This window comes from Amycolatopsis methanolica 239, from assembly GCF_000739085.1.
Lineage (GTDB): Bacteria > Actinomycetota > Actinomycetes > Mycobacteriales > Pseudonocardiaceae > Amycolatopsis_E > Amycolatopsis_E methanolica.
On the sequence record NZ_CP009110.1, the window covers coordinates 5158434 to 5170540 of the forward strand.

Sequence of the window (12107 nt, forward strand, 5' to 3'; positions counted from 1 at the left end):
TTCGCTGGTAAGACAAGCCATGACGGCATCAGCGTAACTCTTCGGGGTTGCCCGCCTTCGCGCGCGTCAAGTTCGCAGCGCGACGTACCAGCCTTCGGGGATCGGGCCGGGCAGCAGGTCCGGGATGAACGTGCAGATGTGGCCCGGCCAGGACGGGAGCCGCGACTGGCAGTCCGCCTGCGTCGGGTACGGACCGGCTTTCAGGCTGACACCGTCGGCGTGGGCGGCGGGGGCGGCGAGCGTGCACAGCCCCGCGCCGAGCACGAGCGCGGCGGCCATCTTGCGGGGGTTGCGTGCGGTCACGAACCGAGTATTGAACGTGACGACGCCGAGCGCAGCGGTATGCCCCGTTCGAGCGAGGCGACCCCGTCCGAGCTGCACCGCTCGCCTGACTACAGTTACCCGCACCCGGGGTCACCGTCAGTCGAAAACGGGCAGAACGGATGACACCTAGGTTGCGTTTGATTCGATTTACGGGCGCGGGGGCGCGTCACGGTGTTAGATCGCCGAGTGAGCCTGGCTATGGAGGGCAGATGAGCACAGCTACGTCAGCACCAGCGATGATCAGGGCTGCGGGCGTGAACAAGTTCTTCGGTGACCTGCACGTGCTCAAGGACATCAACCTCGAGGTGCCCAAGGGCCAGGTCGTCGTGGTGCTCGGCCCGTCCGGGTCCGGCAAGTCGACGCTGTGCCGCGCGATCAACCGGCTGGAGCCGATCAACTCCGGCGAGATCGAGGTGGACGGGCAGCCGCTGCCCGCGGAGGGCAAGGCGCTGGCCGCGCTGCGCGCCGAGGTCGGCATGGTGTTCCAGTCGTTCAACCTGTTCGCGCACAAGACCATCGTCGAGAACGTGATGCTCGCGCCGGTGAAGGTCCGCAAGGTCGGGCAGGACGAGGCGCGCAAGACCGCGATGCAGCTGCTGGACCGGGTGGGCATCGCCAACCAGGCGCAGAAGTACCCGGCTCAGCTGTCGGGCGGTCAGCAGCAGCGTGCGGCGATCGCGCGGGCGCTGGCGATGAAGCCGAAGGTGATGCTGTTCGACGAGCCCACCTCGGCGCTGGACCCGGAGATGGTCCAGGAGGTCCTGGACACCATGACCGGGCTGGCGAAGGAAGGCATGACGATGCTCGTGGTCACCCACGAGATGGGCTTCGCCCGTCGCGCGGCGAACCGCGTGGTGTTCATGTCCGACGGGGAGATCGTCGAGGACGCGTCGCCGGACGAGTTCTTCACCAAGCCGAAGTCGGACCGCGCCAAGGACTTCCTCGGCAAGATCCTGACGCACTAGTTGAGTTCCCGCGGCGCCCGGCAGGCGCCGCCCGATCCCGGGAGAACAGGAATCCAGATGAAGATCCGCACCCTGGCAGCGGGCCTGCTGGTCGGCGCCCTGACGCTGACCGCTTGCGGCAAGGAGGGGGCGCCCTCCGGCGGCACCGGGGACACCGGAACCGACGCCGCCGCGCTGCCCACCTACACGGTGGCCCAGAACGTGGACGTGGCCGGCTCGCCGACCTTCGCCAAGATCAAGGGCGCAGGCAAGCTGACCATCGGCGTGAAGGACGACCAGCCGGGCCTTGGCCTGAAGGACCCGACGACCGGCAAGTTCCAGGGTTTCGACATCGAGATCGCCAAGATGGTCGCCGCGGGCCTCGGCTTCGACGAGAGCAAGATCACCTTCACCACGGTCGACTCGGCCGCGCGTGAAGCCGCGATCACCAACGGCAACGTCGACTACTACGTCGGCACCTACACCATCACCGACAAGCGCAAGACCCAGGTGTCCTTCGCCGGCCCGTACTTCATGGCCGGGCAGGACCTGCTGGTGCGCAAGGACGACACCTCGATCACCGGCCCGGAGACGCTGAAGGGCAAGAAGGTCTGCTCGGTCACCGGGTCGACCCCGATCCAGCGCGTGCGCGACCAGCAGCTGACCGAGGCCGGGAACATCGTCGAGTTCCAGAAGTACTCGCAGTGCGTGGAGAAGCTGATCACCAAGGAGGTGGACGCCGTCACCACCGACGACGCCATCCTCAAGGGCTTCGCCGCGCAGGACCCGGACAACCTGAAGGTCGTCGGCAAGACGTTCTCGCAGGAGCCGTACGGCATCGGCCTGCCCCGTGACGACGCCGCGCTGCGCGGCAAGGTGGACGACCTGCTGCAGGCCGCCATCGACGACGGCACCTGGCAGAAGATCTACGACGCCACCCTCGGCAAGTCCGGCTCGGCCGCGACGCCTCCGGCGATCCAGCGCTACTGACACACCTCTGTGGCCGGTGAGCGCGAGCGTGCTCACCGGCCACACCCGTTTCCACCCACTCATCGAACCGCGGCGGGGAAGGCCCGATGGACGTCCTGCTCGACAATTTGGACCTCTACGGTCCGTTCTTCTGGACCACGATCAAGCTGTTCCTGATATCCGGCGTGGCGAGCCTGATCTTCGGCACGTTCCTGGCCGGCCTTCGGGTGAGCCCGGTCCCGGTGTTCCGCGCCGTCGGCGCCACCTACGTGACACTGCTCCGCAACACCCCGCTGACGCTGGTGTTCGTGTTCCTGGTGTTCGCCTACCCGCTCCTCGACATCATCGACCTGAGCTACTTCACCGCCGCGGTCGTGTCGCTGACGCTCTACACCTCGGCGTTCATCTGCGAGGTCGTCCGCTCGGGCATCAACACCGTCCCCGTCGGCCAGGCCGAAGCCGCCCGCGCGCTCGGGCTGACCTTCACCCAGATCCTCGGCCAGATCGTGCTGCCCCAGGCCATCCGCTCGGTGGTGCCGCCGCTGATGAGCATGCTCATCGCGCTGCTGAAGAACACCACCATCGCCGCCGGGTTCTCCGTCGCCGAGGCCGGTGCGATCCGCCAGTACCTGTCCGAGCGCGGTGACAACCAGCTGGTCGGCCTGCTGTGGGTCGCCCTCGGGTTCATCATCCTGGTCGCGGTCCTGTCCTTCATCCAGCGGACCCTCGAGAAGCGCTGGAGCGTGGCGCGATGAGCAACGTCCTGTTCGACATCCCCGGTCCCAAGGCCCGCACCCGCTACCGCGTGTTCGCCGTCCTGGGCACCCTCGTCGTCGCCGCGGTGATCGCCTACATCATCTGGCGGTTCATCGACAGCGGACAGTTCTCCGCCCGCCGCTGGGAGTGGCTGCAGTACGCCCAGGTCCAGCGCGACCTGCTCGACGCCCTGCTCGCCACCCTGCAGGCGTTCGCCCTCGGCGCCGTGCTGGCCCTGGTGTTCGGCGCGATCTTCGCCGCCGGGCGCCTGTCCGACCACGCCTGGATCCGCGGCATCTCCACCGGGATCGTGGAGTTCTTCCGCGCCATCCCGCTGCTGATCCTGATGTTCCTCTTCTACTACGGCGCACCCGCACTGGGCATCTCCCTGCCGCCGTTCGCCGCCGTGGTGCTGGGCCTGACCCTGTACAACGGGTCGGTTCTGGCGGAGGTGTTCCGCGCCGGCATCCTGGCGCTGCCGAAGGGCCAGAGTGAGGCGGCGTACGCGCTGGGCATGCGCAAGACGCAGGTGATGACGCTCGTCCTGATCCCGCAGGCGGTCCGGTCGATGCTGCCGACCATCATCAGCCAGCTCGTGGTGCTGCTCAAGGACACCGCGCTCGGGTTCCTGGTCACCTACCCCGAGCTGCTGTACTACGCCCGCTACATCGGCTCGCAGGGCACGTTCGGCCGCCCGATCGTGCCGTCCACGCTGGTGGTCGCGGCGATGTACATCGCGCTGTGCCTGCTGCTCACCGCGCTGGCGAACTACATCGAACGCCGCCAGCGGCGCAGCAAGAAGCACGTGGAGGTCGAGCGACCGCCGACGACCGAGGACGTCGTGGGCGTGGCCTGATCCAGACCACGAAAGAGAGGGGCGTGACGGCTGCCGTCACGCCCCTCTTTTCGGGCTCTGTTGATCTATGTGTGGGCCGGGTTTGACCTGGTAGAAGGGGCACGTCGTTGCTGGGTCTAGGTTTCTGAGCTGTCGAGGAACAGAAACGAACAGACGGAGAACGACGTGCCCTCTGCCAGGGTATGGTGTCGGCTGCTGGGTGTGCATCCCGCGGTTGTGGAATCAGTGGAGTTAGACGAGGCCGAGCAGGTACTGGTGGCCCGGGTACGGTTGCGGCGGCGGGATCGACACCGGTGCGGGGCGTGCTCTCGGCGGTGTCCGCGCTATGACGCTGGGCGGGGCCGGCGGCGGTGGCGTGCCCTGGATCTGGGCACCGTGCAGGCGTTTGTCGAGGCGGACGCGCCGCGGGTGCAGTGCCGCGAGCACGGTGTGGTGGTGGCCGCGGTGCCGTGGGCTCGCCATGGTGCCGGGCACACTCGCGCCTTCGATGACACCGTGGCGTGGCTGGCGACCCAGTCGTCGAGAACCTCGGTCCGGCAGCTGATGCGGATCGCCTGGCCGACCGTCGGGGCAATCATCACCCGGGTCCGGGCCGATATCGACGCCCAGGTTGATCGGCTGGCCGGGCTGCGCCGGATCGGGATCGACGAGATCAGCTACAAGAAGAATCACCGGTATCTCACCGTGGTGGTCGATCACGACACCGGCAGACTGGTCTGGGCAGCGCCGGGCAACGACAAAGCCACGCTGGCCGCGTTCTTCGAGTTACTCGGACCGGACCGCTGCGCCCGGATCACCCACGTATCAGCGGACGGGGCCGCGTGGATCGCCCACACCGTGGCCCAGTACTGCCCGGACGCCATCCGGTGCGCTGACCCGTTCCATGTGGTCGTGTGGGCCACCGACGCCCTGGACAAGGTCCGGCGCCAGGCGTGGAATACCGCGCGCCGCCAGCCCGGCGGCAGCCAGAAGGACCGACGCGGCCGCACCGCCTCGGCAGGTGCCGCGCAAACCATGAAGCGAGCACGGTGGGCACTGTGGAAGAACCCGGAAAACCTCACCGATCACCAACGCCACAAGCTTGCCTGGATCGCGAAAACGGACTCTCGCCTCTACCGTGCTTACCTGCTCAAAGAAGGACTCCGGCACGTTTTCGCAGTCGGCGGCGAAACCGGCAAAGAAGCGTTGCAACGCTGGCTGTCCTGGGCCCCACGATGCCGGATACCCGAGTTCGTCAAGCTCGCGCGCACCATCAGATCCGAACTCGCCGCCATCCACGCGAGTCTGGACCACGGCCTGTCCAACGCGCTGATCGAATCAACCAACACCAAGATCCGGCTGCTGACGAGGCTGGCCTTCGGGTTCAAACACCCCGACGCCCTGATCTCCCTCGCGCTCCTCGCCCTCGGCGGCTACCGCCCCGAACTACCCGACCGCACCCACACATAGACCAACAGAGCCTCTTTTCGTTCGGTGTCAGTCGGCGTCGGCGCAGAGCCAGTCCAGCACCACGGCCGCCGTCCAGCTCTGGTCGGTGCTGCCCAGCGGTTCGCCGCTGAAGGGCTCGTAGTACTCGCCGAACGCGCCGTCGTCGGTCAGCCGCAGTCCGGCCTCCCGCAGCTTGCGGGCCCGCTCGTGCCAGCCGCGGCGCTCGAAGGCCCACCCGAACAGCCAGTTCACCACCGGCCACTGTGGACCGCGCCAGTACTGGCGCGGGTTGAAGCCGGGGCGCATCGGCGACACCGACGGCGGCACCGGCGCCAGCAGGCCGGGGTGGCCGCACCAGCGATCGCTGTCCAGCAGCGACAGCAGGCGCAGCTGGACCTCGTCCGGCGCGCCGCCACACAGCAGCGGCGCGAACCCGGCGATGGTCTGCGTGTCGAGCCACCGGTTGGCGCGCAGGTCCCGGTCACGAGCCATGCCGGACACCGAGTGGCAGCTGGCCGCGACCGCGTCCCGCGCCCGCGACGCCCACAATGCCAGGTCCGCGAGCTTGTCCTCGTCCTGGCCGAACTCCGTGCCCAGCTCGATCAGCACGTCGCAGGACACCGCGAACAACGCGGTGATGAACACGTCGCCGACCAGGAAGCTGGAGCGGCGCACGATCTCCTTCTGGTCGTACCCCGCGCGGCGCATCTCCTCGATGAGCCACAGGTAGCGGTCGTACTCCTTGTCGGTCGGCCGCTCGCTCGGGTCACCGATGACGCGCACGTCCTTGCGCACGTACGGCGGCAGCTCGTCGCCCGGGTTGACCGCCGCGTAGGGCACGTCCCAGCGCGGCGAGTTGTCCATTCCGGACTCCCAGCCGTGCACGATCGCGATCAGCCCGCTCGACCCCGGGGTGCGGTACTCGACGAGCCAGCGGTGCCAGGAGTACAGCGCGGGCCAGATCGAGCGGGCGAACCGCTCGGCGTCGGCGCGCTCCTCCGGCGAGGACGTGCGGGCGATCTCCACCATCCGCTGCACGGCGATCGCGTGCACCGGCGGCTGGCAGATGCCCGAGGTGCGCACATTGCGCGGCCCGTCGACAGCCGTGTCGGTGCCCCAGCGGTCCGGGCCAGGAAAGTACGCGTCGTCGTCGGTGAAGACGATGTGCGGCACCATCCCGTTGCGCCACTGCGCCTTGAACAGGGTCTCCAGCTCGGCGACCGCGCGCGGCAGGTCCAGCCGGGCCAGGCCGATCGAGATGAACGCCGCGTCCCAGCTCCACATGTGCGGGTAGAGCCGCGGCGCCGCGGTGATCACGGCACCGGTGTCGTTGTCCCGCAGCACCCGGGCGGCCCGCGCGGCCAGGGTCGGCCTGGCGTAGCGGACCGGTCTTCTGCCGCCGGCGGCTCCTTCGCAGGGACTCGTGACGTCGACGGTCATCTACTTCGCCTCCAACAGGAGCTGGGTTTCGGGGTCGTACCACCGGCACTGCTCCGGTGGCAGGCTGAGCCGCAGGGTCTGGCCGGGGTCGGCCCGGAACCCCGCCGCGGCCTGCACTTTCAGCACCTGCCCGCACAGCTCCGTGGTGAGCAGAGTCGAGGAGCCCAGTGGCTCGTACACCTGCACCTCGCAGCGCAGGCCGTCCGCGCCGGGCGCCACCGTGATCGACTCCGGCCGGATGCCGAGCCGCAACTCCTTGCCCTGGAACGTCTTCAGGGCGCTCGGGACCGGCAGCGTCTGGCCGCCGAAGTCGATTCGCGTGCCGTCCTCGCTGACGGTCCCGGTGAGGAAGTTCATCGGCGGGCTGCCGAGGAAGCCCCCGACGAACTCGTCCGCGGGCTCGGTGTAGACGGCGACCGGGTCGCCGCACTGGGCGATGCGGCCGTCGCGCATGACGGCGACCCGGTCGCCCAGCGACAGCGCCTCGACCTGGTCGTGCGTCACGTACAGGGTGGTCACGCCGATCTCGTTGACCAGCTTCTTCAGCTCCGCGCGGAAGGACAGCCGCAGCAGGGCGTCCAAGTTGGACAGCGGCTCGTCCATGAGCAGCACGTCGGCGTCCATCACGATCGCCCGCGCCACCGCGACGCGCTGCCGCTGGCCGCCGGACAGCTTCGCCGGGTACCGGTCCAGGTAGGGCGTGAGCTGCAGCAGCTCCGCGGCCCACTCGACCTTCTTGCGCACCTCGTGCGCGGGCACGCCGTGCACCCGCAGACCGAAGCCGATGTTGTCGGCGACCTTCTTGTTGGGGAACACCGCGTAGGACTGGAACACCATGGACAGGTTGCGCCGCCGCGGTTCCAGGTACGTGACGTCGCGGCCGCCGATGACGATCTGCCCGGCGTCCGGAGTCTCCAGGCCGGCGACCATCCGCAGCAGCGTGGTCTTGCCACAGCCGGACGGGCCGAGCAGGACCATGAACTCGCCGTCGGCCACCTCCAGCGACACCTCGTCGGTGGCGCGGGCGCTGCCGCCCGGGTAGGTCTTCACGAGCTCGTGCAAGACGACCTCAGCCATTGCGCTCCCTCATCGCAGCGTGGTCCCCCACATGTTCACCAGGTACCGGCGCATCACGAAGATGAACACCAGCGCGGGAAGGATGAGCGCGAAGCCGCCGGCGAACCGGTAGGCCTGCGGCGCCTCCCCGAGCGAGGCCAGCACCTGGGCGGGCAGTGTCCGGTGCCCGAGCGTGATCACGGCGGCGCCGAGGATCTCGTTCCAGGACAACACGAACGTGAAGATCGAGGACGCCGCCAGGCCCGGCAGCGCCATCGGGAACACGACCCGGCGCGCCGCCTCGAACCGGCTGCAGCCGAACACCTGCGCCGCTTCCTCCACGTCAGTGGGCACCGAGACGAAGATGCTCGCGCTGATCAGCACGGTCGTCGGCATCGCGAGCGTGGTGTGCAGCAGCGTCACCGAGAACACCGTGTCGTAGACGCCGGTGTTCAGGAACATCGTCGCCAGCGGCACGGACAGCACGACGATCGGCAGCGCACGGGCCAGCAGCATGAACACCTGGTAGGCGTCCTTGCCGCGGAACACCTGCCGCGCCAGCGCGTACCCGGCGGGCGCGCCGACCAGCAGCGACAGCACGACCGTGTAGACGCCGACGAGCAGCGAGTTGCCCAGCGCCGGGATCGTGCCCGTGGCCTGGATGAACGCCAGCAGCGTGTCCCCGGAGAACCCGCTCGGGATCAGCGGTTTCGGGAACTCCAGCAGCGCCTGCGGCGAGGACACCGCGGCCAGGCCGATCAGGACCATCGGCACGAGCATGAACAGGCTGATCAGGATGCACGCGACCTGGACGGCGGCGGCGCGGCGACGGCGGCGCCGCAGTGGCGCCCGGTCGATCGGGGGCAGGGTCGTGCTCACTTGGCCGCCTCCTGCTGCCGCATGGTGCGCAGGTAGAACAACGCCGTCGCCAGGGACAGCGCCAGCACGACGAGCGCCGCGGCGCTGGCGACCGCCGGGTTCTGCAGGTTCACGTACCACTGGTAGGTCTCCCCGACCAGCAGCGGGAAGTCCCGGCCGGTGAGGGCCTGCGCGACCGCGAACGCCTGCAGCGCCAGGATCGTGCGCAGGATCAGCGCGACCTGCAGGCTCGGCTTGAGCTGCGGCAGCGTGACGTGCCACAGCCGCTGCCAGGCGCTCGCGCCGAACAGCTGCGCGGCCTCGTCGAAGTCCTTGGGCACCATCTGGATCCCGGCCACGACGATGACGAACACCAGGGAGGTGGCGCGCCAGATTTCGGCGATCACCACGGCCAGCAGCATCGTGCCGGTGTTGGTGTAGTTCAGCCACTGCACGCCGGTGTCCGAGATGCCCCACGACACCAGCAGCGAGTTCAGGTAGCCGCGGCTGTCGAACACCGACAGCCACACCAGGCCGGCCGCCAGCTCGGACACCGCGAGCGGGATGGTCCACAGGTAGAAATGGCCGGACAGGAACTTCGGCCGGGCCTGCACGAGCAGCGCCATCGCGACGGCCAGCACGAGCTGGACCGGCACCACAATGACGATCAGCAGCACGGTGTTGCGCAGCGCCCGCAGGAAGTACGGGTCGCCGAAGAGCCGCTCCCACGCGGCGAGCGTGAAGCCGGAGTCGTCGGTGAACGCGGAGATCAGCGCCTGGATCACCGGCCAGCCGAACAGGGCCAGCATGAAGACGATCGACGGCGCGAGCAGCAGCCACGGCGAGCCGGACAGGCGGCGGCGCTTCGCCACCGGGATCTCGACCGGGGCGGGTGCGGTGGTCACGGTCATGTCAGCCCACCTCGCAACGCTCGGACGGCGGGTCGGGCGCCCAGCACGGCACCTTCAGGTCGTCGAACACCTTCTGCAGCACCCGCGCCTGACTGTCCAAAGTCGACTGGATGTCGGCGCCGTCGAGGACGATCGCCTGGAACGAGTCCTTGAACGCCTTGGTGACCTCGCCCTCACGGGTGCCGAGGCCGACCGGCAGCAGGGACAGGACGGAGCCCGGCGCGTCCCGCTGGCGCTGCACCGCGCCTGCCTCCATCTGCAGCGCGGGCGGCAGGTCCGCGGGGATCTGCGCGTCGACGACCGGGAAGAACCCGTTCGACCGCAGCAGACCGACCTGCGCCTGCGGGGTCGACAGGGCCTGGATCACCTGCTCGGCCTGGCGGCGGTCGGTGCTGCCCTTGGGGATCGCGAGGCCGAGCACCACGGCCATGTAGCCGAGGCCGCGGGGGCCGCGCGGCGCGGGCAGCATGCGCCACCGCCGCGGCTCGTCGCCGGGCGCCGAGACCAGGCGCGCGACGTGGTCCCAGCCGAATTTCACCGCACCGGCCTGCAGCGGCTCCTGCATGAAGTCGTAGGTGGTGCTGGACGGGCTGGTGTTGGCCCACAGCTCCTTGAAGTACTGCCACGCGCTGACGGCCTCCGGCGAGCGGAACGTGGTGATCTGCCCGCCGGTGAACGAGGGCAGCAGGTAGCCCTGCAGGAACCGGTGGATCAAGCCCTTCGGCCCGCACGGCAGGCCGAGCACCGGCTGGTTGCCGTTGGCGCGGCGGGCGGCGATGGCCCAGTCCAGAAGCTGGTCGTAGGTCAGCGTCTCCGGGTCGGCGCCCGGCGGCAGGTGGGCCAGCGCGTCCTCGTGCGCGGCGAGCACGAAGCTGGCCTGCGCCCACGGGACGTACCAGCTCTGCTGGGTGCCCGCCCTGGCCAGTGCCCGGAACTCCTCGGGGATCCCCTGGCCTGCCTGCACCCCGGAGACGTCTTCGAGGTACTCCCCCGCGAGCGGCGCGAGGTCGCTGTGCGAGCCGCCGAGCAGGCCGACCTGGGTGCGCCCGGCGCCGACCTGGCTCTGCACCTGGCTGGCGAACGGGCCTTCTTCGATCGTGACGTAACTCACCGAGCCCGGGACCGCGCCGGCCAGGAACGAGCGGAAGCGCTCGGCCTCGGCGACCGGCCGGAACTGCGTGGACAGGAAGACCATGCCGTCGCCGCCCGTGGTCGCGAAACCGACGCACCCGGCTGCCATGGACGCGGCGCCGGCCAGGAACAGGCCCCGGAGGACGGTACGACGGGTGGGGCCGCTGCCGGTAATGCGGGCCGCGCGCATTCAGTTCCACCCCAGATTTCGCCGCCTACACTTCTGTCAGGTTATTGAACATAAGTCCTCGAGGGAGACCCTGTCAACATGCCCCCGGCACGCACCGGCTCGCCCACCTCGCCGGGCCACATCCTCGCGATCCTGCGCAGCGAGGGGCCGCTGACGCGGCAGCAACTGCAGGATCGGACCGGTCTGTCCCGCCCGACGCTGGTCGAACGGCTCGACGTGCTGCAGCGGTTGAAGCTGCTGCGCCAGGTCGGGCACCGGGCCTCCAGCGGCGGACGGCCCGCCGAGATGCTCACCGCCGACGACGTCGGCCGCACCGCGCTCGTGGGCGACATCGGCCAGCGGCACGCCACGATCGCCGTGGTCGACCTCCGCGGGACCGTGTTCGGTCAGGTCCACCGCCTGTTGCCGGCAGGCCACCGGCCCGCCGAAACGCTGTCCTTCCTGCTGGCGACGGGGCGCAAGCTGCTGGCCGAGACCGGGCGCGCGGACAGCCTGTGCGCGTTCGGGCTGAGCGTGCCGGGGCAGATCGACCACGACACCGGCACGACGATCGCGCCGCCGTCGATGTCGGAGTGGCTCGGGGTGCGGTTGCGCGACACCTTCGCCGACGCGCTGTCGGTGCCGGTGTTCCTCGAGAACGACGCGAACGCGCTGGCGTTCGGCGCGTACTGCGACATGGACCGGCCGCGAGCGGCGCTGGTCGGGGTGAAGGTCGGCACCGGGATCGGCGCGGGCATGGTGATCTCCGGGCGGGTGCACCGCGGCGAGACCGGGTGCGCCGGGGAGGTGGGCCACATCCGCATCGAGGGTTCCGACCTGCGCTGCGACTGCGGGCGGCGGGGCTGTGTTTCGGCTATCGCGAGCGGGCAGGCGGTGATCCGGACGCTGCGGCCGACGGGCGTGCGCAGCGCGGAGGACGTGCTGCGGCGGGTGCGCGCCGGCCACCCCGAGGCGGTCCGGGTGACGCGCGAGGCCGGCCGCCTGGTGGGCACGGTGCTGGCGACCGTGGTGACCATCGTGAACCCGCGCTACCTGCGGGTGGGCGGGGCGGTCGGGGTGCTGCCGCCGTTCCTGGAGGGCCTGAGCGAGGTGGTGCTGTCCAACGCGCACACGAGCTCGCTGGACAGCCTCGACATCGGGCCCTGCACGATCGGGGTCAACACCACGCTGACCGGCGTGGCCGGGCTCGTCGCGGACGAGGTGCTGGACCCGGCCGCGGTCGACGCGATGACGTTGCGCTGACC

Annotated in this window: 12 protein-coding genes; 6 read left to right on the plus strand and 6 right to left on the minus strand. The window is 69.7% G+C overall.

Annotation, left to right across the window (positions count from 1 at the left end; all coding sequences use genetic code 11):
• Nucleotides 1–66: 66 nt before the first annotated feature.
• On the minus strand, nucleotides 67–303 hold the full coding sequence (locus AMETH_RS25075; RefSeq protein WP_017983931.1) for a hypothetical protein: 237 nt from the start codon (nucleotides 301–303) through the stop codon (nucleotides 67–69).
• 257 nt (nucleotides 304–560) lie between these two features.
• Here AMETH_RS25075 and AMETH_RS25080 point away from each other — a divergent pair, with 257 nt between their 5' ends.
• The 5 genes from AMETH_RS25080 (at nucleotide 561) to AMETH_RS25100 (ending at nucleotide 5298) form a co-directional block, all read left to right on the plus strand.
• Nucleotides 561–1289, plus strand: coding sequence for an amino acid ABC transporter ATP-binding protein (locus tag AMETH_RS25080; RefSeq protein WP_017983932.1), 729 nt, complete (start codon nucleotides 561–563; stop codon nucleotides 1287–1289).
• Nucleotides 1290–1346: 57 nt separating this feature from the next.
• Nucleotides 1347–2258 carry a glutamate ABC transporter substrate-binding protein gene (locus AMETH_RS25085; RefSeq protein ID WP_017983933.1) on the plus strand — a complete coding sequence of 304 codons (912 nt, stop codon included), beginning with the start codon at nucleotides 1347–1349 and terminating at the stop codon, nucleotides 2256–2258.
• Between the two features lie 86 nt (nucleotides 2259–2344).
• Nucleotides 2345–2992 carry an amino acid ABC transporter permease gene (locus AMETH_RS25090; protein WP_017983934.1) on the plus strand — a complete coding sequence of 216 codons (648 nt, stop codon included), beginning with the start codon at nucleotides 2345–2347 and terminating at the stop codon, nucleotides 2990–2992.
• Nucleotides 2989–3849, plus strand: coding sequence for an amino acid ABC transporter permease (locus tag AMETH_RS25095; RefSeq protein ID WP_017983935.1), 861 nt, complete (start codon nucleotides 2989–2991; stop codon nucleotides 3847–3849). Before AMETH_RS25090 ends, AMETH_RS25095 begins: the two co-directional genes overlap by 4 nt.
• A 165-nt stretch (nucleotides 3850–4014) precedes the next feature.
• A complete protein-coding gene (locus AMETH_RS25100) occupies nucleotides 4015–5298 on the plus strand; it encodes an ISL3 family transposase (protein ID WP_026153346.1) in 1284 nt (427 codons plus the stop codon).
• 27 nt (nucleotides 5299–5325) lie between these two features.
• Here the strand turns inward: AMETH_RS25100 and ggh are convergent, their stop codons facing one another.
• Genes ggh through AMETH_RS25125 form a run of 5 tightly spaced genes read right to left on the minus strand, consistent with a single transcriptional unit; the run spans nucleotide 5326 to nucleotide 10863 of the window.
• On the minus strand, nucleotides 5326–6717 hold the full coding sequence (gene ggh, locus AMETH_RS25105) for a glucosylglycerate hydrolase (RefSeq protein WP_017983937.1): 1392 nt from the start codon (nucleotides 6715–6717) through the stop codon (nucleotides 5326–5328).
• A complete protein-coding gene (locus tag AMETH_RS25110; RefSeq protein WP_017983938.1) occupies nucleotides 6718–7794 on the minus strand; it encodes an ABC transporter ATP-binding protein in 1077 nt (358 codons plus the stop codon).
• A 9-nt stretch (nucleotides 7795–7803) separates the two neighbouring features.
• Nucleotides 7804–8652 carry a carbohydrate ABC transporter permease gene (locus tag AMETH_RS25115; protein ID WP_017983939.1) on the minus strand — a complete coding sequence of 283 codons (849 nt, stop codon included), beginning with the start codon at nucleotides 8650–8652 and terminating at the stop codon, nucleotides 7804–7806.
• Nucleotides 8649–9542 (minus strand): carbohydrate ABC transporter permease, encoded by an 894-nt coding sequence (locus AMETH_RS25120; protein ID WP_017983940.1) that lies wholly within the window; start codon nucleotides 9540–9542, stop codon nucleotides 8649–8651. Before AMETH_RS25120 ends, AMETH_RS25115 begins: the two co-directional genes overlap by 4 nt.
• A 1-nt stretch (nucleotide 9543) precedes the next feature.
• A complete protein-coding gene (locus AMETH_RS25125; RefSeq protein WP_017983941.1) occupies nucleotides 9544–10863 on the minus strand; it encodes an ABC transporter substrate-binding protein in 1320 nt (439 codons plus the stop codon).
• Between the two features lie 78 nt (nucleotides 10864–10941).
• Here AMETH_RS25125 and AMETH_RS25130 point away from each other — a divergent pair, with 78 nt between their 5' ends.
• The gene (locus AMETH_RS25130; protein ID WP_017983942.1) at nucleotides 10942–12105 is read left to right on the plus strand and encodes an ROK family transcriptional regulator; all 1164 of its coding nucleotides are present in this window, start codon (nucleotides 10942–10944) and stop codon (nucleotides 12103–12105) included.
• Nucleotides 12106–12107 lie beyond the last annotated feature (2 nt).

Bases quoted from the DNA above. Each gene is read 5' to 3' on its own strand.
- ggh (WP_017983937.1), bottom strand. From the start codon at position 6,717: ATGACCGTCGACGTCACGAGTCCCTGCGAAGGAGCCGCCGGCGGCAGA.
- AMETH_RS25130 (WP_017983942.1), top strand. From the start codon at position 10,942: ATGCCCCCGGCACGCACCGGCTCGCCCACCTCGCCGGGCCACATCCTC.
- AMETH_RS25110 (WP_017983938.1), bottom strand. From the start codon at position 7,794: ATGGCTGAGGTCGTCTTGCACGAGCTCGTGAAGACCTACCCGGGCGGC.
- AMETH_RS25125 (WP_017983941.1), bottom strand. From the start codon at position 10,863: ATGCGCGCGGCCCGCATTACCGGCAGCGGCCCCACCCGTCGTACCGTC.
- AMETH_RS25080 (WP_017983932.1), top strand. From the start codon at position 561: ATGATCAGGGCTGCGGGCGTGAACAAGTTCTTCGGTGACCTGCACGTG.
- AMETH_RS25095 (WP_017983935.1), top strand. From the start codon at position 2,989: ATGAGCAACGTCCTGTTCGACATCCCCGGTCCCAAGGCCCGCACCCGC.
- AMETH_RS25120 (WP_017983940.1), bottom strand. From the start codon at position 9,542: ATGACCGTGACCACCGCACCCGCCCCGGTCGAGATCCCGGTGGCGAAG.
- AMETH_RS25090 (WP_017983934.1), top strand. From the start codon at position 2,345: ATGGACGTCCTGCTCGACAATTTGGACCTCTACGGTCCGTTCTTCTGG.
- AMETH_RS25085 (WP_017983933.1), top strand. From the start codon at position 1,347: ATGAAGATCCGCACCCTGGCAGCGGGCCTGCTGGTCGGCGCCCTGACG.